At 73.4% G+C, this 20,874-nt stretch carries 22 protein-coding genes; 16 read left to right on the forward strand and 6 right to left on the reverse strand.

All coding sequences use genetic code 11. The features are described 5' to 3' along the window. The coding region (locus tag VKZ81_RS32770; RefSeq protein WP_491723628.1) for a 2,5-dihydroxypyridine 5,6-dioxygenase NicX family protein at positions 1-142 on the reverse strand (142 nt) is incomplete at its 3' end. 107 nt (positions 143-249) lie between these two features. Here VKZ81_RS32770 and VKZ81_RS32775 point away from each other — a divergent pair. The 8 genes from VKZ81_RS32775 (at position 250) to VKZ81_RS32810 (ending at position 8,728) form a co-directional block, all read left to right on the forward strand. Beyond that, positions 250-744 (forward strand): MarR family winged helix-turn-helix transcriptional regulator, encoded by a 495-nt coding sequence (locus tag VKZ81_RS32775; RefSeq protein WP_324245628.1) that lies wholly within the window; start codon positions 250-252, stop codon positions 742-744. Positions 745-901: 157 nt separating this feature from the next. Then, a complete protein-coding gene (locus tag VKZ81_RS32780) occupies positions 902-2,182 on the forward strand; it encodes an FAD-dependent monooxygenase (protein ID WP_324245629.1) in 1,281 nt (426 codons plus the stop codon). 39 nt (positions 2,183-2,221) lie between these two features. Beyond that, complete coding sequence (locus tag VKZ81_RS32785) at positions 2,222-3,607, forward strand: MFS transporter (protein ID WP_324245630.1); 1,386 nt, start codon at positions 2,222-2,224, stop codon at positions 3,605-3,607. Then, entirely contained in the window at positions 3,604-4,419 is an 816-nt protein-coding gene (locus VKZ81_RS32790; protein ID WP_324245631.1) for an FAD binding domain-containing protein, read from the forward strand. Before VKZ81_RS32785 ends, VKZ81_RS32790 begins: the two co-directional genes overlap by 4 nt. A gap of 11 nt (positions 4,420-4,430) precedes the next feature. Further along, on the forward strand, positions 4,431-6,791 hold the full coding sequence (locus tag VKZ81_RS32795; protein WP_324245632.1) for a xanthine dehydrogenase family protein molybdopterin-binding subunit: 2,361 nt from the start codon (positions 4,431-4,433) through the stop codon (positions 6,789-6,791). Further along, positions 6,784-7,266 (forward strand): (2Fe-2S)-binding protein, encoded by a 483-nt coding sequence (locus tag VKZ81_RS32800; protein ID WP_324245633.1) that lies wholly within the window; start codon positions 6,784-6,786, stop codon positions 7,264-7,266. Before VKZ81_RS32795 ends, VKZ81_RS32800 begins: the two co-directional genes overlap by 8 nt. Continuing rightward, complete coding sequence (locus VKZ81_RS32805; protein WP_324245634.1) at positions 7,263-7,910, forward strand: isochorismatase family protein; 648 nt, start codon at positions 7,263-7,265, stop codon at positions 7,908-7,910. The genes VKZ81_RS32800 and VKZ81_RS32805 overlap by 4 nt, the downstream gene beginning before the upstream one ends. Then, positions 7,907-8,728, forward strand: coding sequence for an alpha/beta fold hydrolase (locus tag VKZ81_RS32810; protein ID WP_324245635.1), 822 nt, complete (start codon positions 7,907-7,909; stop codon positions 8,726-8,728). Before VKZ81_RS32805 ends, VKZ81_RS32810 begins: the two co-directional genes overlap by 4 nt. Position 8,729: 1 nt before the next feature. Here the strand turns inward: VKZ81_RS32810 and VKZ81_RS32815 are convergent, their stop codons facing one another. Both VKZ81_RS32815 and VKZ81_RS32820 read right to left on the reverse strand, forming a co-directional pair. Further along, positions 8,730-9,401 (reverse strand): FadR/GntR family transcriptional regulator, encoded by a 672-nt coding sequence (locus VKZ81_RS32815; protein ID WP_324245636.1) that lies wholly within the window; start codon positions 9,399-9,401, stop codon positions 8,730-8,732. A 43-nt stretch (positions 9,402-9,444) separates the two neighbouring features. After that, positions 9,445-10,056 carry a TetR/AcrR family transcriptional regulator gene (locus tag VKZ81_RS32820; protein ID WP_324245637.1) on the reverse strand — a complete coding sequence of 204 codons (612 nt, stop codon included), beginning with the start codon at positions 10,054-10,056 and terminating at the stop codon, positions 9,445-9,447. A 170-nt stretch (positions 10,057-10,226) separates the two neighbouring features. Here VKZ81_RS32820 and VKZ81_RS32825 point away from each other — a divergent pair, with 170 nt between their 5' ends. Continuing rightward, complete coding sequence (locus VKZ81_RS32825) at positions 10,227-11,714, forward strand: MDR family MFS transporter (RefSeq protein ID WP_324245638.1); 1,488 nt, start codon at positions 10,227-10,229, stop codon at positions 11,712-11,714. Here the strand turns inward: VKZ81_RS32825 and VKZ81_RS32830 are convergent. After that, positions 11,689-12,246 carry a hypothetical protein gene (locus VKZ81_RS32830; RefSeq protein WP_324245639.1) on the reverse strand — a complete coding sequence of 186 codons (558 nt, stop codon included), beginning with the start codon at positions 12,244-12,246 and terminating at the stop codon, positions 11,689-11,691. The genes VKZ81_RS32825 and VKZ81_RS32830 overlap by 26 nt on opposite strands. Before the next feature lie 271 nt (positions 12,247-12,517). On the opposite strand from VKZ81_RS32830, the gene ispG reads away from it, so the two are divergent. From ispG to VKZ81_RS32850, 4 genes are all read left to right on the forward strand, one after another. Further along, on the forward strand, positions 12,518-13,660 hold the full coding sequence (gene ispG / locus VKZ81_RS32835) for a flavodoxin-dependent (E)-4-hydroxy-3-methylbut-2-enyl-diphosphate synthase (RefSeq protein ID WP_324245640.1): 1,143 nt from the start codon (positions 12,518-12,520) through the stop codon (positions 13,658-13,660). Positions 13,661-13,711: 51 nt separating this feature from the next. Next, on the forward strand, positions 13,712-14,545 hold the full coding sequence (locus tag VKZ81_RS32840; protein ID WP_324245641.1) for a GNAT family N-acetyltransferase: 834 nt from the start codon (positions 13,712-13,714) through the stop codon (positions 14,543-14,545). A gap of 129 nt (positions 14,546-14,674) precedes the next feature. Further along, on the forward strand, positions 14,675-15,454 hold the full coding sequence (locus VKZ81_RS32845) for a TetR/AcrR family transcriptional regulator (RefSeq protein WP_324245642.1): 780 nt from the start codon (positions 14,675-14,677) through the stop codon (positions 15,452-15,454). 92 nt (positions 15,455-15,546) lie between these two features. Further along, the gene (locus VKZ81_RS32850) at positions 15,547-15,981 is read left to right on the forward strand and encodes a DoxX family protein (RefSeq protein WP_324245643.1); all 435 of its coding nucleotides are present in this window, start codon (positions 15,547-15,549) and stop codon (positions 15,979-15,981) included. A 67-nt stretch (positions 15,982-16,048) separates the two neighbouring features. Here the strand turns inward: VKZ81_RS32850 and VKZ81_RS32855 are convergent, their stop codons facing one another. Continuing rightward, positions 16,049-17,332 carry an NAD(P)H-dependent oxidoreductase gene (locus VKZ81_RS32855; RefSeq protein ID WP_324245644.1) on the reverse strand — a complete coding sequence of 428 codons (1,284 nt, stop codon included), beginning with the start codon at positions 17,330-17,332 and terminating at the stop codon, positions 16,049-16,051. Continuing rightward, complete coding sequence (gene rfbC / locus VKZ81_RS32860) at positions 17,332-17,913, reverse strand: dTDP-4-dehydrorhamnose 3,5-epimerase (protein WP_324245645.1); 582 nt, start codon at positions 17,911-17,913, stop codon at positions 17,332-17,334. The genes VKZ81_RS32855 and rfbC overlap by 1 nt, the downstream gene beginning before the upstream one ends. Before the next feature lie 161 nt (positions 17,914-18,074). Here rfbC and VKZ81_RS32865 point away from each other — a divergent pair, with 161 nt between their 5' ends. The 3 genes from VKZ81_RS32865 to VKZ81_RS32875 all read left to right on the forward strand — a co-directional run. Further along, a complete protein-coding gene (locus VKZ81_RS32865; protein WP_324245646.1) occupies positions 18,075-18,704 on the forward strand; it encodes a class I SAM-dependent methyltransferase in 630 nt (209 codons plus the stop codon). A gap of 39 nt (positions 18,705-18,743) precedes the next feature. Beyond that, positions 18,744-20,552 carry a penicillin-binding transpeptidase domain-containing protein gene (locus VKZ81_RS32870; RefSeq protein WP_324245647.1) on the forward strand — a complete coding sequence of 603 codons (1,809 nt, stop codon included), beginning with the start codon at positions 18,744-18,746 and terminating at the stop codon, positions 20,550-20,552. Positions 20,553-20,594: 42 nt separating this feature from the next. Beyond that, on the forward strand, positions 20,595-20,874 hold a 280-nt coding region (locus VKZ81_RS32875; RefSeq protein WP_324245648.1), incomplete at its 3' end, for a DUF3054 domain-containing protein.

Consider the following 20,874-nt stretch of genomic DNA (forward strand, 5'->3'; position numbering starts at 1 on the left):
GCTTCTGCGCGGCCCACATGAACGCGCTCGCGTACTCGGCGCGGTCGTCGCCCCTGGTCAGGACGGCGACGGTCTCGCCATCGTGCACCCCGGACAGCGTCAGCTGCTGCAGGCAGATCTCGTTGAACAGGTTCTGGTCCACGGGTCCCTCCGGAGATAGTTCGAACACTGACGATCCCCTGGCGCGTCGCCGCGGTCAAGACCCGGCGTGTTGCGAGCACGTGACCGATGGCGTGCTTAGCTGGAGCCGTGAGCACCGGGGGAGCGGCTGGACGTGCGGGAATCGACTCGTCGAAGGGTCTGCCACCGCCTGAGGAGCTGCTGGCGGCGCCCGGGTACGTGGCGCGGCGGATGCACCAGGCGTACACGGCGGCGTGGGTGCGGCTCGTCGATCCGGTGCTGACCGGCCCGCAGTTCGCCGTGCTGACCGCCGTGAACGCGTATCCGGGCGTCGAGCAGGGGTCGTTAGGGTCGTCCGTCGCGCTCGACCGGTCGACGATGGCGAGCATCGTGCGCAGGCTCGAGGACCGCGGCCTCATCGTCCGCGAGCGGCCGCCCGAGGACGGGCGCAAGCGGTTGCTGTACCTCACGCCCGAGGGTGAGAACACGCTCCGCGAGACCGACAAGAAGGCTCGTGACCTGGACAAACTCCTGATGCAGGGCTACGACCGCGCCGAGCAGATCGCCCTGCTGCGCCGGCTGACCGCGCTCACCGAGCACTGGGAGAGCCTCGTCGACGACTGAGCCGTCACCCGGGCCGTCACCGGGTTTCTGACGCGTTACAGCTTCGCCGACCCCTTGCGCTCCAGCGATCGTCAGTGTTCGGATTATCTCCGTCGCGTGGCCCGGGGCACACCGGTCGCGCCCGACGTGATCTGTCCACTGTGGATCAAGGGGAAGCATGCCGGCCAGCCAGTCCTTCGCCGTCACCATCGCCGGTGGCGGGCTCGGTGGTCTCACCGCCGCGCTCGCCCTGCGCCAGCGCGGGATGCGGACCACGGTCCTCGAGCAGGCGCCCCAGCTCGGGGAGGTGGGTGCGGGCATCCAGACCGCGCCGAACGCCAGCCGGGTCCTGCTCGGGCTGGGGCTGCGCCGGCAGCTGGAAGCGATCCACACCGAACCGCAGGACCAGGTGCGCCGCCGCTGGAAGGACGGCAGCATCATCGCCACCCTCCCGCTCGGCGACCGGGTCAAGCGGGAGTGGGGCGCCCCGTACTGGCACTACCACCGGGCCGACCTGCACCAGGTCCTGCTGGACGCCTGCCTGGACCCCGACCGCCCCGGCCCGGTCGTCGAGGTGCACACCGGGGCGAAGGTCGTCGACATCGACCTCGCCGACCCCACCCGCCCGGTCGCGCTGACCACCGACGGGCGCCGCTTCCCCGGCGACGTGCTCATCGGGGCCGACGGCATCCGCTCGGCGGTCCGCGACGCGATGGGCCTGCCCGACACCCTCGCCTTCTCCGGGGAGATGGCCTACCGAGCCCTCATCCCCGGTGACAAGATCGCGGCCGACCCCGCGACCCGGTTCCTGTGCGACCGGTTCCACTCCACGATCTGGTACGGCCCGGACCGCCACCTCGTGCACTACTTCATCCGCGGAGGCGAGTACCTCAACGTCGTCGCGATCGTCCCCAACACGCTCGACGTCGACCGGACGTGGACCGCGCCCGCCACCGCCGACGAGATGGTGGAGGCGTTCGCCGGCTGGGACGACCGCGTCGCGGCGATGCTGTCGAAGGCCGAGGGCGACGGCGGCGAGACCGCGTCGAAGTGGGCGATGTTCCACCGCCACCGCGACCCCGTGTGGGTCGACGGCCACGTCGCCCTGCTCGGCGACGCCTGCCACGCGATGCTGCCCTACCAGGCCCAGGGTGCGTCGCAGGCGATGGAGGACGCGGCCGTGCTCGCCGAGGAGCTCGGCGCGGTGACGCGCAGCGGCATCGCCGAGGCGCTCGTCCGCTACGTGTCCCGCCGCGCCACGCACGCGGGCATGGTCCAGGATGCGTCACTGGCGAACATGCGCTTCTACCACCTGCCCGACGGCCCGGAGCAGCAGGAGCGCGACCGCAAGCTGCGCGAGTTCCAGGGCGAGTCCGACGTCTCCTACGACTGGCTCTGGCGCGGCACCCCGCTCAACAACCCCGACCTCGAGTCCTTCTCCTACCCGTTCGTGCGCTGACCACCGATCACGCGACCTTCCCAGAACGGAGCCCACCTCATGCGTACCGGCGACCAGGTCGTGCAAGACCTCCCCTGGAAGTGGGGAGTACAGGGCAAGATCTTCATCATCGGCGGGCTCGGCTACATGTTCGACGCCTGGGACGTCGCCCTCAACGGCTTCCTCACGCCGCTCCTCGGCACCGAGTTCGGCCTGTCCACCGGGCAGCGCGGGCTCGTCGCCACGGCCAACCTCGTCGGGATGGCCGTCGGCGCCGTCGCGTGGGGCACGGTCGCCGACCGGGTGGGCCGCAAGCGCGCCTTCAGCATCACCCTGCTGATCTTCGCGCTGTTCTCCGTGCTGGGCGCGCTGGCGCCGAGCTGGGAGGTGTTCCTGTTCCTGCGTTTCCTCGCGGGCGTGGGCCTCGGCGGCTGCATCCCCGTCGACTACGCGCTGGTCAGCGAGTTCTCCCCGAAGAAGCAGCGCGGCCGGGTGCTCGCCGCGATGGACGGCTGGTGGCCGGTCGGCACGACCTTCGCCGGGCTGTCGGCGACGTTCCTCGTGCCGGTGGAGGGCAACTGGCGCTGGATGCTCGCGCTGATGGTGCTGCCCGCGCTGCTTCTGTTCTGGGTGCGCCGCGGCATCCCCGAGTCGCCGCTCTACCTCGCCCGGACCGGCCGCGAGGCCGAGGCCCGCGCCGTGATCGACGACCTGGTGATGCGCACCGGCGCCGCGCACGAGCCCTACGAGATCCCCACCGCCGCACCGGTCGCGCAGCGCCGCCGCGGGGCCGCCGCCGCGCTCGAGCAGCTGCGCCTGGTCTGGGCGTTCAACCCGCGGATCACCTCCGTCGCGTGGTCGCTGTTCATCTCCGTGATGCTCGTCTACTACGCGGCGCTGTCGTGGATGCCGTCGATCCTGCGGGCGCAGGGCATGGACGACGTGGCCGCGTTCGCGGGCACCACGGTCATGAACGCGGTCGGCATCCTGGGCGTGCTCACATCCGTGCTGCTCGTCGACGCCGTCGGCCGCAAGTGGGTGATCGCGATCTCCGGCCCGGCGGCGGGCCTGGCGCTCGTGGTGTTCGCGCTGGTCCTGGAGGTGCCGTCGGCGGCCATCGCGCTGATCGCCGTGTTCGGGTTCCTGTCGCTCACGGTGATCCCGGTGATGTACGCCTACGTCTCCGAGCTCTACCCGACGCCGCTGCGGGCGAGCGGGTTCGGCTGGGCGTCGTCGTCCAGCCGGGCCGTCACCGGGTTCGCCCCGCTGCTGTTCGGCAGCGTGCTGTGGCCGGTGCTCGGGCTGCCGCTCACCTTCACCGTGCTCGGCGGGCTCGTCCTCGCCGCCGTGCTGTGGATGACCGTGGCCGCGCCGGAGACCCGTGGCCGGGAGCTCGACCACATCACCGGCGACGAGGAACCGCTGCTGGAGAAACTGAGCTCGTGAAGCCGGCACCGTTCACCTACCACCGCGCCCGGTCCGTGTCGGGCGCGGTGGGCCTGCTCGCCGAGCTGGGCGACGACGCGAAGGTCATCGCGGGCGGGCAGAGCCTCGTCGCGATGATGAACTTCCGCCTCGCCCGACCCGAGCACCTGATCGACATCGCCCGCATCCCGGGGCTCGACGCGATCGAGAGGGAGGACGGTGCGGCGCTTCGGATCGGCGCGCTGGTGACCCACCACGCCGTCGAGACCGCCGACCTCGGCCCCGGCTTCCGGCTGCTGCCGGACGCGATGCGGTGGATCGGCCACCTGCCGATCCGCACCCGCGGCACCGTCGGCGGCAGCCTCGCCCACGCCGACGCCACCGCCGAGTGGTGCCTGCTCGCGGTGCTGCTCGACGCGCGCATCGTGGCGGAGGGTCCGGCCGGGCGGCGCGAGATCGCGGCCGCCGACTTCTTCCAGGGGGTGTTCACGACGGCGCTCGAACCCGACGAGCTGATCGTCGAGGTGGTGTTCCCCCGGCCCGCGCCGCGCAGCGCCCTCACCGAGTTCGCCGAGCGGAAGGGCGACTTCGCGATCGTCGCCGCGGCCGTCGACCTGGACGCGGCCCGGATCGTGCTCGGCGGCGTCGGGCCGGTCCCGCTGCGCGTGCCGCGGGCGGAGGCGGCGCTCGCCGCGGGCGCGGCGCCCGCTGAGGTCGGCGCGGTGGCGGCGGAGGAGATCGACGTCCGCGACGAGCCGGGGGTGAGCGCGCACTACCGGCGCGGGCTCACCCGCACGCTCGTCGCCCGGGCCTGCGAGGAGGCGCAGCTGTGACGGGCGGCGCGGTGACCGGGCCACGGTTCCGCCGGGACGGCGCCTGGGTGGGCGCCTCCGTCCCCCGCCGCGAGGACCCGCGGCTGCTCGCGGGCCGCGGCCGGTTCGTCGACGACATCACGCTGCCCGGGATGCTGCACGCCCAGTTCGTGCGCAGCACCGTGGCGCACGGGTGGATCCGCGCGGTCGACCTCGACGAGGTGCGCGCGGTGCCCGGGGTCGTCGCGGCGTTCTCCGCGGCCGACCTCGCGCTCGGTGACATCACGGCGCTGCTCGACCGCCCGCCGCACGAGTTCGTGCCCACCTCCATGCCGGTGCTGGCCCGCGACAAGGTCCGCTTCGTCGGGGAGCCGGTCGCGATCGTGATCGCCCGCGACCCGTACGCCGCCGAGGACGGAGTGGAGGCGGCGGTCGTCGAGTACGAGGAGCTGGAGCCGGTCGTCGGCGACACCGCGGCGCTGGCCGACGGCGCGCCGCTGGTGCACGCCGAGGCGCCGCGCAACACGCTCGTCGACGTCTCGCTGTTCGCCACCGAGGGCATCGACGAGGTGTTCGCCGAGGCGCCCTGCGTGGTGCGGGTGCGCTCGAAGACCGGCCGGCAGAACGCGCTGCCGCTGGAGACCCGCGGCGTGGTCGCGTCCTGGGACGACCGCGACGAGCAGCTGCACGTCAAGACCAACACGCAGATCCCGCACCAGGTGCGCACCGTGCTCGCGCGCTGCGCCGGCCTGGACGAGAAGCAGGTGCGGGTCACCGTCCCGGACATGGGCGGCGGGTTCGGGCAGAAGTGCGTGGTCGGGCGCGAGGAGATCGCCGCCGCGGCCGCCGCGCTGCGGCTGCGCAGGCCGGTGAAGTGGATCGAGGACCGCCGCGACGCCCTCACCGCCGCGTTCCTCGCCCGCGAGCAGCGCTACGACGTGCGCGCCGCGTTCGACGCCGACGGGCGCATCCTCGCCCTCGACGCCGACGTCGTCTGCGACATGGGCGCCTACTCCTGTTACCCGTTCACGGCCGGCATCGAGCCGCTGATGGCCTCGGCGGAGATGCCGTCGGTGTACCGGGTGCCCGCCTACCGGGTGCGCGGGCGGGCCGTCACGACCAACAAGGCGCCCACCGGGCCCTACCGGGGCGTGAGCCGGCCGCAGTACGTGATGGTGGTGGAGCGGCTGATGGAGCGCGCGGCGCGCGAGCTGGGCCTCGACCCGGTGGAGATCCGGCGCCGCAACGTGATCACGGTGTTCCCGTACACGGGCGTCAACGGGATCACCTACGACCCCGGCTCGTACCGGGAGTCGCTCGAGCTGTGCGAGCGGGTGCTGCGCGAGGAGGGCTGGTACGACCTCCGGGACACCGGCCGCGTGATCGGTATCGGCTACGCCTGCTTCTCCGAGCGCACCGGCTACGGTTCGGGCGCGTTCGCGCAGCGCAGGATGCAGGTGGTGCCCGGGTTCGACATCTCGGAGATCCGGATGGACGTCTCCGGGACGGTGTCGGTCACCACCGGCACGATGAGCCACGGCCAGAGCCACGAGACGACCATGGCCCAGCTCGTGGCCGACCGGCTCGGGCTCGACATCGCCCAGGTCAAGGTCGTGCAGGGCGACACCGACCGCATCACCTACGGCTTCGGCTCGTTCGCGAGCCGCTCGATCACGATCGGCGGCAGCGCGGTCGCCGCGGCCGCGGAGAAGCTCGGCGCACAGCTGAAGGAGATCGCCGCGCACCTCATGGAGGTCGACGTCGACGCGTGCGAGCTGGACGGCGACGGGGGCGTGCGGCTGCGCGACGACCCGGACCGGCGCCTGTCGTTCGCCGAGCTCGCCGACGTGGCCTACCTGCGCGCGCACCTGCTGCCCAAGGGCGTCGGCCCGGGGCTGTCGGCCACCGCGAGCTTCGACGTGCCCGGTGACGGGACGTTCTCCAACGCCACCCACGGCGTGGTCGTCGAGCTCGACCCGGGCACGGGCGGGGTGGAGATCCTGCGGTACGTGTGCGTCGAGGACTGCGGCGTGGCGATCAACCCGAAGGTCGTCGACGGCCAGTGCCGCGGCGGCATCGCGCAGGGCATCGCGGGTGCCCTGTTCGAGCAGGTCACCTACGACGCGGCCGGGCAGCCGCTCGCCCCGAGCCTCATGGAGTACAAGGTGCCGACCGCGTCGGAGATCCCCGACATCGCCATCCACCACCTCGAGACGCCCTGCGCGTTCACCGCGAACGGCGCCAAGGGCGCCGGGGAGGGCGGCACGATCGGCGCCCCCGCCGCCGTGCTCAACGCCGTGAACGACGCCCTGCGCGACACCGGCGTCGAGCTGGACGACACCCCGATCGCCCGCGAGGCCGTGTTCCGGGCACTGGAGGCGCACCGTGGCTGAGATCCAGCTGATCGAGCTCACCGTCAACGGCGAGCGGCACGACCTCGCCGTCGAGCCCCGCCGGACGCTGGCGGACGTGCTGCGCCACGACCTCGGCCTGACCGGCACCCACGTGGGCTGCGAGCACGGGATCTGCGGGGCGTGCACCGTGCTCGTCGACGGGGCCCCGGTGCGGGCCTGCCTGGTGTTCGCCGCGCAGGTGGAGGACGCCGACATCCGCACCGTCGAGTCGCTCGCCGCACCGGACGGCACGCTGTCGGACCTGCAGCAGGAGTTCTCCGCCCACCACGGGCTGCAGTGCGGGTTCTGCACGCCCGGGTTCCTGATGCTCGCCGAGGGCTTCCTCGCCGAGCGACCCGATGCGACGAAGGAGGAGATCCGCGAGGTGGTGGCGTCGAACCTGTGCCGGTGCACGGGCTACCAGACGATCGTCGAGGCCGTCGACGCGTGCGCGGCCCGCAGGAGGAACGCGTGAACGGATCGATCGATGCGGTCTACCAGCGGGCGGGCTTCGGCGCCGCGGTGCCGCGGGGGGAGCGGCCCGCGATCGTCGTGGTCGACCTGACCAACGGCTTCACCGACCCGGCCGAGCCGACCGGCGCGGACCTGTCGGAGGTGGTGGCGGCGACGGCCGAGCTGATCGAGGCCGCCCGGCCGGCCGGGGTGCCGGTCGTGTTCACGACCATCGCCTACACCGCGGCCGAGGCCGACGGCGACGCCGTGCGGTGGCTGGCCAAGGCGCCGGGCATGCGGGCCCTGCGGGAGGGCAGCCGCGCGGTGGCGGTCGACGACCGGCTCCCCGTGGAGCCGGGCGACCACCTGATCACCAAGAAGGGCGCGTCGGCGTTCTTCGGCACCGGCCTCGCGGCGCTGCTCGCGGGCCTGCGCGTGGACACCGTGCTGGTCTGCGGCGCGACCACCAGCGGGTGCGTGCGCGCGACCTGCGTGGACGCCGTGCAGAGCGGGTTCTCCGTGCTCGTGCCGCGCCAGTGCGTCGGCGACCGCGCGCGCGGGCCGCACGAGGCGAACCTGTTCGACATCCAGGCCAAGTACGGCGACGTGGTCGAGCTGTCCGACGCGCTCGACCACGTGCGCGTCCCGGCGGGGGTGGCGCGATGAGGGCGGTGCTGCAGTCGGCGCTCGCCGACCTCGCCGACGTCCCCGCGCGGTCGCGCTGGGTGCGCTCCGGGGAGCTGCGCCTGCACGTGCTCGACTACGGCGGCCCCGGGGTGCCGCTCGTCGTCCTGCCCGGGATCACCAGCCCGGCGATCACCATGGACTTCGTCGCGCGGCGGCTCACCGACCTCGTGCGGCCGATCGTGGTGGACGTGCGCGGGCGCGGGCTCTCCGATGCGGGCGCGTCCTACACGCTCGAGGACTACGCCGACGACACCGAGGCCGTGCTCGCCGATCTCGACCGCCCGCTCCTGATGGGGCACTCGATGGGGGCGCGGATCGCGGCGGTCGTCGCCGCGCGCGGCGTGCCGCTGCGCGGCACCGTGCTCGTCGACCCGCCGATGAGCGGGCCCGGCCGCGGGCCGTACCCCACCACCCTCGAGGCGTTCCTCGGCCAGCTCGAGCAGGCGCAGCGGGGCACCGACGCCGACGAGGTGGCCCGCTCCTGGCCGCGCTGGCCCCGCCGCGAGCAGGAGCTGCGCGCCCGGTGGCTGTCCAGCTGCGACGCCGGGGCGATCGCCGCGACCCACGCGGGCTTCGAGAGCGAGGACTTCTTCACCGCGTGGCCGAAGGTCCCCGCACCCACCGTCCTGATCCACGGCGCGGAGAGCCCGGTCGTCACCGCGGACGGCACGCAGGAGGCGGCGCGGGCGAACCCGGCGGCCCGGCTGGTTGCGGTGCCCGAGGCCGGGCACATGGTGTTCTGGGACGAGCCGGAGGCCGCCCTCCACCTGCTGCGGGAGGTCCTCGCCGGCTTCTAGCTCACGCGCTCGCGACGAGGTCCTTCCAGTAGCTGTCGGCGCCGGAGACGTGCGCGTCGAGCAGCCGGACGGCGCGCTCCTCGTCGCGGGTCACCACGGCGTCGAGGATCTCCCGGTGCTCGCGCAGCGACTGCTGCGCCCGTGCGACGTCGCCGAAGTAGACCGTCCGCCGTTCCCTCGTCATCAGGTAGAAGACGTTGACCAGGCGCAGCAGCACCGTGTTCTGGGTGGCGCGCACGATCCCGCAGTGGAAGACGCGGTCCAGCTCCGCGAGTTGGGCGGCGTCGCCGAGCGCCCCCTCCCATTCGGCGAGGCAGCGCCGCAGCGCCTCGACGTCCTCGGGGCGGTGGCGGCGGCAGGCCAGCCGGACGGCCTCCCGCTCCTGGATCCGCCGGACCTCGGCGGCCTGACCGCCCTCGTCACCCGGCAGCGGCACCCCGATCTCGGCGAACAGCCGCAGCGCCTCGATGCTGGCCGACTCGACGGTCATGTAGACGCCGGACTTGGGCCTGCGCTCGATCAGGCGCAGCGCCTCCAGCACCGACAGGGCCTCGCGCACCTGCGTGCGGCTGGCCCCGAAGCGTTCGGCCAGCTCCCGCTCGGACGGGGCGCGCTCGTGGGGGGCGTAGGCGCGGGAGAGCAGGAAGGGGACGAGCTGCGCCACGAGGTCCATGGTCTTCCAATCTGGTCTGGCCAGATGGTAGCGCGGCGGGTGTTCAGTCGAGCACCAGCGCGACGAGCTCGTCGACGAACCGGGGCAGCGTCCGGGCGGAGCGCTCGGTCGGGTTCGCCTGGTAGAGCGCCATCCGGCCGTGCGCGGCGGTGAACAGGACCACCGCGGCCCGGTCCGCCGGGAGCCGCAACCGCCTGCCCGCGGCCTCGGCCTCCTCCAGGGAGCGCTGGAACAGCGCGACGATCTCGACGACCGGGCTCGGGGCGGACGGCGGCGCCTGGGACGGGCGGCGGAACAGGATGCGGTAGTGACCCGGGTGGCTCGCGGCGAACTCGCAGTAGGCGCGCAACCGCAAGCCGACGCGCTCCACCGGGTCGTCCCCGGCGCCTTCCCCCGCGCGCTCGATGCGCTCGCGCAACCGCCCGATCTCGTGCGCGAGCAGGCCGTCCAGCAGCGCGGCGCGGTCGGCGAAGTGCGAGTAGATGCTGGCCGGCGCGATCCCGGTGGCCCGGGCGACCCCGCGGATGGTCAGGGCGTCCTCGTCGTCGAGCTCGGAGAGGAGCCGGCTCGCCGCCGAGAGGATCTCGGTGCGCAGCCGCTCGCCCTCACCCCACCGGTTGCGGGTGCGGGTCGTCGGGGCGGCCCGGTTGCTCATGGCGCCATCCTGCCCGTCGGTGAGCCGGCGTGGGGCGACCTCCCGCCAGTTGCCGAACAACTGTACGGTAAGTTGCCGAACATTCGTTAGGCAAGTGGCCTCGCCGGAACGGGGGACCAGTGGCAGCTCCGACGCGCCCCGGTGCGCCCGCCCGACGCTCGTCCCCGCCGGTGCCGTCCGCCCCGCGGACGAGCGGGGGCGGGTGGGGCCTGCCGCTCGCGGTGATCGTCATCGGCATGTTCATGTCGGTGCTGAACACGACCAGCGTGAACGTCGCGCTCACGCGGATGGCGGCCGATCTCGGCGCGAGCACCGACGACATCCAGTGGGTCGCGACGGCCTACAACCTCTGCCTGGGTGTGGTGGTGCCGGCGAGCGCCTGGCTCGGCGACCGGCTGGGGCTCAAACGGCTCTACCTCGCCTCGCTGGTCGGGTTCTGCGCAGCCTCGGTGCTCTGCGGGGTGGCGGGCGATCTGACCAGCGAGATCGTGTTCCGCATCCTGCAGGCCGTGCCCGGCGGGATGCTGCCGGTGACGTGCATGACGATCCTGTACCGGATCGTGCCGCGCCGGCAGGTCGGCACCGCGATGGGGCTCTACGGGCTCGGCATGGTGGTCGCCCCGGCGATCGGACCGACGCTCGGCGGCTACCTGGTCGAGTACGCCAGCTGGCGGCTCGTGTACTTCATCAACGTGCCCGTCGGGGTGGCCGGGGTCGTCGCGGCGGCGCTCCTCCTCCCTCCGCTGCCCGGGCGAGGGGGCAGGCGGTTCGACGCCCTGGGCTTCGCGTGCATCGCGGGAGGGCTCTTCGCGCTGCTGCTCGCCGCGTCCGAGGGCGAGGACTGGGGCTGGACCAGCTACCCGGTCGTGATGCTCTTCCTCGCCGCCGTGCTGCTGCTGGCGCTGTTCGTGGTGGTCGAACTGGAGGTGGCCGAGCCGCTCTTGGACGTGCGCGCGCTGGGCAACCGGGCGCTGCTCAACTCGCTGGCCCTGATCGCGCTGCAGTCGATCGGGCTGTTCGCGGTGTCGTTCTACGTGCCGGTGTTCCTGCAGGCGGGTCAGGGGCTGACCGCGCTCGACACCGGCTTCGTGCTGCTCCCGCAGGGCCTGGTGATGATGGCGTGCATGCCGCTGGCCGGCCGCGTCACCGACCGGTTCGGCGCCCGCTGGCCCGCGGTGGTGGGGCTCGCGCTGTCCGGGATCGGGCTGCTCATGCTGGCCCGGATCAACCCGGACATGACGCGCGGCGAGTTCGTCGCGGCGCTGATGCTGCGGGCCATCGGGCCCGGCGTGGCCATGATGCCGATCACCACCAGCGGGATCTCCGCGTTGCCCCCGCACCTCGCCGGCGCCGGCAGCGCGATCAACCAGCTGGTGCAGCGGGTCACGGCGGCGCTCGGGCTCGCCCTGCTCACCGCGTTGGCCTCCGAGCGGCAGGCGCAGCTGTGGGCGAACCGGACGGCGCTCGTGCCGCCTGTCTCCGACCCGCGGCTGCACGAGGCGGTCGAGCACGGCGCGCAGGGTCTTGCGCCCTACTACCAGGCGCTGGCCCTCGACGTCCTGGCGCAGGCCTACAGCGACGTGTTCCTGGTGTGCGGCGTGATCACGTTGGCCACCGTCCCGCTCGCCCTGTTCATCCGCTCGCCGAACAAGCGCTGACCCCGCGATGGCCGCGCCGCAGGCGCCAGCAGGACGCGCCGAAGACGGCCGCCCCGAAGACCACCGCAGGCACCCACAGCACCCGCGAGGTGGCCGCGCCGAGACAGGCGCCGAGCACGGTCCGACGCTGGTGCTCGGCGGCGAGCGCGTGCACCTCCTGGGCCGTGGCCTGCTCGCCCTCGCCCGCGAGGCGCTCGGCCGCCGCCACGGCACCCTGCCGGTGCTGCCCGTCCAGCAGCACGACCGCCGACGCCACCGCCGCGGCGGCGCGACAGCCCCTGCCCTCGGCGGTCCGCTCGGCGATGAGGGCCTGCAGCGGGGCCGCCGCGACCAGCGTGGCCGCGAGCGCCGCCACGGCCGACAGCGCCGCGACCTCGGCGAGCGCGGCGGGGAGCGGGGTCGTACGCGGGAGCCGGAAGAACGCCGCCAGTACGGCCAGCAGCGCGACGCCGACGCTCGTGGCCAGGTAGTCCCACTCGCCCTCCTCGCGAAGGAGCGCGGCTGGCAGTGGCGCAGGTCGAGGCGGCGCCACCGAAGGTGAGGGCCACGGTCGCGGCGAGCGCCGCGCCGAGCAGCGCCGCCCGGTCGACGTCACCGAGGGTGGACCGGGCCGCGTCGGTGGCGGCTCCCGGCCGGTCTGTGCTCACGGCTGGCGGTCCCTCCCGCGGTGCGCTGGACCCGGGGAGGCTAGACCCGACCCGCCCGCCGGCGTACCGACGAACGGAGGCTCGATCCGCCGAGGTCGGGGGTGGTTCCGGACACCGTCGGCGGCGTGGTGCGGATGTGGGCGGGATACTGGGGTCGTGAGCGTCTCACTGGGCATGCCCGCGCCCCCGGCCCCGACCCTGGCCCCCCGCCGCAAGACCCGGCAGCTCATGGTCGGGTCGGTCGGCGTCGGATCGGACTTCCCGATCTCGGTGCAGTCGATGACCACCACGGTCACGGCCGACGTCAACGCCACGCTGCAGCAGATCGCCGAGCTCACCGCGGCCGGGTGCGACATCGTGCGCGTCGCCTGCCCCAGTCAGGACGACGCCGACGCGCTCCCCGCGATCGCGAAGAAGTCGCAGATCCCGGTGGTCGCCGACATCCACTTCCAGCCGAAGTACGTGTTCGCCGCGATCGAGGCCGGCTGCGCCGCGGTGCGGGTGAACCCCGGCAACATCAAGAAGTTCGACGACAAGGTCAAGGAGATCGCGCAGGCGGCCCGCGACCACGGCACCCCCATCCGCATCGGTGTCAACGCGGGCTCGCTCGACAAGCGCCTGCTGCAGAAGCACGGCAAGGCCACCCCGGAGGCGCTGGTCGAGTCGGCGCTGTGGGAGGCGAGCCTGTTCGCCGAGCACGACTTCCACGACATCAAGATCTCGGTCAAGCACAACGACCCGGTCGTCATGGTCCGGGCCTACGAGATGCTCGCCGAGTCCTGCGACTACCCGCTGCACCTCGGCGTCACCGAGGCCGGGCCCGCGTTCCAGGGCACGATCAAGTCCGCCGTCGCGTTCGGGGCGCTGCTGCGCCAGGGCATCGGCGACACGATCCGCGTGTCGCTGTCGGCGCCGCCGGTGGAGGAGATCAAGGTCGGCGCGCAGATCCTGCAGTCGCTCAACCTGCGGCCGCGCAAGCTGGAGATCGTCTCCTGCCCGTCGTGCGGGCGTGCCCAGGTCGACGTCTACAAGCTCGCCGACGAGGTCACCGCCGGGCTCTCCGGCATGGAGGTGCCGCTGCGGGTGGCCGTCATGGGCTGCGTCGTGAACGGCCCGGGGGAGGCGCGCGAGGCCGACCTGGGCGTGGCCTCCGGCAACGGCAAGGGCCAGATCTTCGTCAAGGGCGAAGTGATCAAGACCGTCCCCGAGCACGCCATCGTCGAGACGTTGATCGAGGAGGCGATGAAGATCGCCGACTCGGTCGAGGGCGAGGGCAGTCCGCAGGTCACCGTCGGCTGAAGCGTCGGATCCGTCGTGGGCACGAGCACTCGCGTCTGGCATCGTTTAGGGGTGCTTCGTCTCGCCGGAGCGCGGCTCCTCGACGACCGGGACCGCGCAGGTGTGCGTGCCGTACTGGACGACGATCCCGTGGCCGCCTGCATGGTCGCTGCACGCGTCGAGGTTGCGGGGCTGGACCCGTGGCGGCTCGGCGGTGAGCTGTGGGGCTTCGGCCCGCGGTTCGACGGGCTCTGCTTCTCGGGCGCCAACCTCGTGCCGCTGCGCGGGGACCGGACCGCGCTGCGCAGCTTCGCCGACCGCGCCCGCCGCCACGGCCGCACCTGTTCGTCGGTCGTGGGCCGGGCCGAGCTGGTGCTGCCGCTGTGGGACGACCTCTCGCCGTACTGGGCGCCCGCGCGCGAGGTGCGGGGCGACCAGCCGCTGATGGTGCTCGCGGGCCCGCCCGCGGTCGCCCCCGACCCGTACGTGCGCCCGGTGCACCCCTCCGAGCTGGACCAGTACCTGCCGGCCGCCATCGCGATGTTCACCGAGGAGGTCGGCATCGACCCCCGCCTCGGCGACGGCGGCGTGGGCTACCGGGCGCGGGTGGCGGAGCTGGTGGCCGCCGGGCGGGCGTTCGCGCGCTTCGAGAACGGCGAGGTCGTGTTCAAGGCCGAGATCGGCGCCCTGTCCGGAAGGGTGGGGCAGATCCAGGGCGTCTGGGTCCACCCCGACCGCCGCGGCCACGGGCTGGGCACCGCGGGCACGGCTGCGGTCGCCGCGCGCCTGGCCGCGATGGGCCGCATCTCCAGCCTCTACGTCAACGGGTTCAACCACGTCGCCCGTGCCGCGTACACCCGCATCGGGTTCACGCAGGTCGGCAGCTTCGCCACGGTGCTGTTCTGACCGGCGCGTTCTCGCTGAAGGCCGGGCAGGTATCGCCGTACCTCCACGGAGCGGGCCGAGTGCACCCGATCACTGTGTACGCTGTACAGATCGATTAGTACAACGTACCCATTTCTAGGATTTGCCGCGATGCCACGAGACGAGACGGCTGATCGGCCGGACGGCGGTGCGGCCGTCCGGCGCAGTTTGCAGCTGATGTGGGGTGGCGCGCCCGAGCCGACCCGCGGGCCGAAGCCCGGCCTCTCGGTCGCCGCCATCGTCCGGGCCGCGATCGACCTGGCCGACGCCGAGGGCCTGGTGGCGCTGTCGATGCGGCGCATCGCGGCCGCGCTCGGCGTGGGCGCGATGTCGCTGTACCGCTACGTCCCCGGCAAGAGCGAGCTCGTCGACCTCATGGTCGACGAGGTCTACAGCGAGGACCTGGGGTCGCCGGAGACCGTCGAGGGTGGCTGGCGGGAGCGGCTCGAGGCGTACGGGCGCCAGGAGTGGGCGCTCTACCTGCGCCACCCGTGGATGCTGCAGATCGCGCAGGGGCGCCCGATGCTCGGGCCCAACTCGATGCGCTCCACCGACATCGCCCTGCGCGCCGTCGACGGCATCGGTCTCACCGAGGAGGAGATGCTCGCCGCGGTCGTCACGATCAGCTCCTTCGTCTCCGGGCTCGCGAAGACCACCATCGAGGCGATGCAGGCGGCCGACCGCACCGGCATCAGCGACGAGGAGTGGTGGGAGATCCAGTCGGAGTACGTGGGGCCGGCCGTGGTGGCCGGTGAGTTGCCGATGTTGACGAAGGTCGGCGAGGCGGGCGCGTTCCACTCGATGTTCGACCACTTCGAGTTCGGGCTCCAGCGGGTGCTGGACGGGTTGGGCGTCCTGATCGAGCGCAGGGCCGCGGACCAGGACCGCTAGCGGATCCGCACAGCACACACGGTTGTCACCACACCCTCCGTAAGGTGAACGCGCAACTGTCAAACGTTCACCTACTACGAGGAGACGTTGCCGTGATCCGCACGCTGCCCCCCACCGTCAGGGACGGCGCACTGCTGGTGGCCCGCCTGCTGCTCGGCGTGGTGCTCATCGCGCACGGCTGGCAGAAGGTGGTGACCAACGGGCTCGGCGCCACCGCGGAGGGCTTCGGCCGGATGGGCGTCCCGCTCCCGCCGGTCTCCGCCGCCTACGCGGGCCTCGTCGAGCTGGTCGGCGGGGCGCTGATCCTCCTCGGCGCGGCCACCGCGCTCGTGGGCGTCCTCGTCGTGCTCGACATGATCGGCGCAGCGGTGCTCGTCCACGTCGGCAACGGCGTGATGGTCACCGACGGTGGCTGGGAGCTCGTCGGCGTGATCGGCGCCGTGGCGCTGGTGCTCGCCGCGGTCGGGGCGGGCCGCTTCAGCGTGGACCACGCCGTGTCGGCCAGGCGCGTCGGCATCGCCGCCTGAGACCGCCCCTCCGGACGGCGACGGGCCGGGCCGCACCGCGGCAGCCCGGCCCGATCCGTCGAACGCGTCAGGAGAAGAGCTTCTCCTGCTCCTCGCGCAGCTGGTCGACCAGCCGCCCGGGCGGGAGGGTGACGTCGGCGTAGGTGAGCACCTCGTCCTTCGCCACGTCGCGCTTGAGGACGCAGCCCTCGGCCACGCCCATCGGCAGCAGGTTCTCCGCGCGGGTGACCGCGGTGGACTCCGCCACGCCGTAGGTGTCGTAGCCGCCCAGGCCGTCCAGGGTGTGGCCGGCCTTGAGGTCCTGCTTCGCGGTGGCGACCACGTCCACGTGCGGGCCCCCGGGCGGGGCGAGCGCGGCGTCGGCGAAGTCGACCGCCCGCACCACCGAGTTGGGCACCTCGAAGTGGCACAGGTGGTAGGGCGTGTAGAAGCTGTACAGCGGGCCCTCGCCCAGCTTGTACAGGTTCAGGTAGTGGCGCTGCTTCGGGTCGTCGTGCGTGCCGAGCACGAACACGCCGGGGCTCGGCTTCGACTTCACGACGTAGTCGACGATGCCGCCCAGCTCGCGCAGCTCGTCGACGTCGTAGCGGGTGGTGAGCTCGTCGACGTGACCCTCGTGCTCCCAGCCGTTCATGCCGCGCTTGGGCACGGTGAGCCCGAAGGCGTTGGCCACGATCGCCTGCTCGAAGGAGATCTTCGTGCCGTCGGCGAAGCTCGTGACCATGTACGGGTCCTGGCCCCAGCGCTCGGCGAACGCCTTCTGCGTGGTGGGGGTGCGGTACTCGTCCTGCAGGCCCTTGACGTTGCCCACGACGAGCGGGGTGACGCCGATGCCCTTCACGAACCGGACCAGGTTGGCCTGCACGGCCGGCTGGTCGCCGTCGGCGCCGGTGAGCACGACGCCCGCCTCCCGCGCCCGGTGCGCGAGCAGCGGGCCGACGGTGCCGTCCAACTCGGCGTTCATCGTGACGACCGGCAGGCCGCGCTCGATCGCCGCGACCGTGACCCGGGCGCCGAACTCGACCGCGCCGGTGACGTCGACCACGCAGTCGAGGTGCACGGCCTTCAGCAGCTCGAAGGCGTCCTCGAGGACGGCGGGGGTGCCCTTCTCGATGGCGGCGTCGACCTGGTCGGCGTTCTCCACCCGCACCGGCTCCACGCCGGCCTCGGTGTAGGCGCGCTCGGCGTTGGCCCCGGTGCGGTTGGCGATCGCGACCAGCGTCATCCCGGGCACCGAGTTGATGATCTGGTTGGCCAGGCCCCGGCCCATGAACCCGGCGCCGATCATGCCGACGCGGATGGGGCGGCCTTCGGCCTCGCGGCGGGCGAGTGTGGTGTCGAGGATCAGCATCAGCGGGCCTCCGCCGGAGTCGGGGTGAAGCGCGTGCCGTTCTTGATCTCGTCCTCGGACAGCAGCGGCCAGTTCGCGTCCTTGTCGGAGATCACCGCGGGCTGGATCGGCCACTCGACGCCGAGCGCCGGGTCGTCCCAGCGCAGGCCGCGCTCGGCACCGGGCGTGTAGGCCGTGCTCACCTGGTAGAGGACCTCGGCCTTGTCGGTGAGCGTGATGTAGGCGTGCGCGAAGTTGCGCGGCACGTACATCGCGGTGCGGTTGTCCTCGCTGAGCTCGGCGCCGAACCACTTCAGGTACGTCGGCGAGTCGGGCCGCAGGTCGACGATCACGTCCCAGATCGCGCCGCGGTAGCACCGGATGAACTTCGTCTCCGCGTTCGGCTCCAGCTGGTAGTGGAACCCGCGCAGCGTGCCCGCCTTGTGGTTGAACGAGATGTTGGCCTGCTCGACCAGCGGCTCGAGGCCGGCGTCGATGAACTCCTGACGGCAGAAGGCCCGCGCGAAGAAGCCGCGCTCGTCCTCCAGGAGCTTCAGGTCGACCAGCGCTGCGCCGGGGAGCGGGGTGGTGTGGAACTGCATGTCGGGAGGCTCGTCCTCTTCGTCGTCCGTCTGGTCCGCCCGCAGACTAGACCGGGCGGACGATGCCCTTTCATCCGTCACCACCCGTGCGCGCGTTACCGGACCGGCGGCGCGGGCCCGTCGAACTTGACGTCGCGGGTCGAGCATCCACCGTGGATGGTATGGGTGCATCGAAAGCGGCCTCCTGGGCCACCGGTACGGCCCCCAACTCCCTCGCGGGACTGCCCACCGGCCGCATCGGAATGCTCGGCGGGCACCTGATGCGGCTGCTCAACCGGGCCCAGCAGCGCGAGGTCGCGCAGCTGCTCGGCCCGCTGGACGGCAAGGACGTCCTCGAGGTCGGGCACGGCCCCGGCGTCCTGCTCGGCATCCTCGCCCGCAGCGCCCGGCACGTCGTCGGCGTGGACCCGTCGCGCGAGATGCGGGCGCTCGCGATCCGCGCGCACGCGGCCGCGATCGCGGACGGCCGCCTCGACGTGCGCCCCGGCGACGCGGCGGCGACCGGGCTGCCCGACGGGGCGGTCGACCTCGTCGTGGGCGTCAACACCGTCGCGATCTGGCCGGACCTGGACGCGGGTGTGGCCGAGTTGCGGCGGGTACTGCGTCCGGGCGGGCGGCTGGTGCTCAGCTGGCACGGCGGGGAGCGGCCGTCGCGGCTGTCGCGGCCCCTGCTGCTGTCCGAGGAGCGGCTCGCGCGCATCGAGGAGGCGCTGCGCGCCCGCTTCCCGGACGTCCGCCGCACCCCCACCCGCCGCTGCACCGTGTTCGACGCCCGCGACACGGCCGGATGAAGCCCGGCCCGGCGGGCGGTGGTCGGCATACTCGCCGCCGTGCCGCGCGCCCGCTCGATCACCGCCCTGGCCGCCGTGCTCGGCGTGCTGCTCACCGCGGCCGGGTGCGGGGTGCTCCGCGACACCGGGCCGGAGGAGGTCGCCACCGCGTTCCTCGCCGCCTGGTCGGCGGGCGACGACGCGCGCGCGGCCTCCCTCACCGACGACCCGGCCCGCGCCGCCGAGGTGCTCGCCGCCGCCCGCGACGCCCTCGACCCGGAGGCCCTGACCGCCACGCTCGGCCAGGTGCGGACCTCGGCCGACGAGGCCACGGCGGCCGTCGACGTCACCTGGCGGCTCGACGAGCGGCGCAGCTGGTCCTACCTCGGCGAGCTGGACCTGCGCCCCGCGCCGGACGCCGAGGAGGGCTGGCGGGTGCGCTGGGCACCGACCGTCGTGCACCCCGATCTCGCGGCGGGACAGCGGCTGGTGCTGCGCACCGAGGCGCCCACCCCCGCCCCGGTGGTCGACCGGGGCGGGGCCCCGCTGCTCGAGGCGACGCCGGTGGTCGCGGTGCTGCTCGACCGGCGCGCCACCGGTGACCTGCCCGCGGTCACCGGGGCGCTCGCCGCCGCCCTGTCGCCGTTCGACCCCGGGATCACGCAGCAGTCCATCACCGACGGGGCGGCGCGCACCCCCGACGGGCGGGCCTACACGGTGGCGGTGCTGCGTGAGACCGACTACACGCAGGTCAAGAGCGCCATCCACCACCTGCCCGGGGTGCGGTTCACCCGCTCCGAGCGGCTGCTCGCGCCGAACGCCGACTTCGCGCGGCAGGTCCTGCCCGGCGTGCGGGAGGAGGTGCGTGAGCAGCTGGAGGGGGTGCCCGGCTGGTCGGTCCTCGTCGTCGACGGGAGCGGCAGCACCGTCCGCACGCTCGTCGAGGAACCGCCGCGGTCGGGCAGCACGGTTGCCGTGGGCATGGACCGCGCGGTGCAGTCGGCCGCCGAGGACGCCGTCGAGCCGGTGCCGCAGCAGGCGATGCTCGTGGCCGTCTCGGTGTCCACCGGCGACGTGCTCGCGGTCGCGCAGAACCCGGCCGCCGACGCGGAGGGCCCGCTCGCGCTCACCGGCCGCTACCCGCCGGGGTCGACGTTCAAGGTGGTCACGGCCACGGCCGCGATGGCGCAGGGCGGCGTCACGGTCGACACCCCGGTGCCCTGCCCCGGCACCACGGTGATCGGCGGGCGGGCCGTGCCCAACGCCGGCCGGTTCGACCTCGGCACGGTGCCGCTGCGCACGGCGTTCGCCCGCTCCTGCAACACGACGTTCGCCCAGCTCGCGGTGCAGCTGGCCCCCGACGCGCTCCCGGCGGCCGCGCTGCGGCTCGGGCTCGGGGCCGACTACGCCGTCCCCGGCATCGTCACGCTCACCGGCGCGGTGCCCGCCTCCTCCGAGACCGTGCTGCGCGCCGAGAACGGGTTCGGGCAGGGGCAGGTGCTCGCGAGCCCGTTCGGGGTCGCGCTGGCCGCGGCGGTCGTGGCGCGCGGGGGTCCGGTCGTGCCCCAGCTCATCCGCGACCGCCCCACCGAGGTGCTGGTGCCCGCCGCCGAGCCCGATCCCGCCCAGCTGGAGCAGCTGCGGACGATGATGCGCGCCGTGGTCACCGAGGGCACCGCGACGAGCCTCGCGGGCCTGGGCGAGGTCTACGGCAAGACCGGCACGGCGGAGTTCACCGCCGACGGCCGGGCGCACGGCTGGTTCATGGGCTACCGCGGTGACGTGGCCTTCGCGGTGCTGGTCGTCGACGCCGGTTCGGCCGCCCCCGCGGTCCAGGTGGCGCAGCGGTTCCTGTCCGCGATCGGCTGAATCACTTACGGCGGAGTTGCAACGACGCTTACGCTGATTGGTATGTCGCCCCGGCGGATACCCGCGCTCGCCTTCGTGGCCGACCTCATCGCCGTCGTGGTGTTCGCCGCCATCGGCCGCATGAGCCACAACGAGTCCGACAGCCTGGTCGGCCTGCTCGGCACCGCTGCGCCGTTCCTGCTCGGCACGTTCGCGATGTGGGCCACCCCGACCGTGCGTGCCCACCCGGTCGGCGTGCGGGCCGCCCTCACCGTCTGGGCGGGCACCGTGGTGATCGGGCTGCTGGTGCGGGCGGCGTTCACCTGGAGCCTCCCGATGACCT

The sequence above is a fragment of the Pseudonocardia sp. genome, from assembly GCF_035305885.1.
Classification (GTDB): domain Bacteria; phylum Actinomycetota; class Actinomycetes; order Mycobacteriales; family Pseudonocardiaceae; genus Pseudonocardia.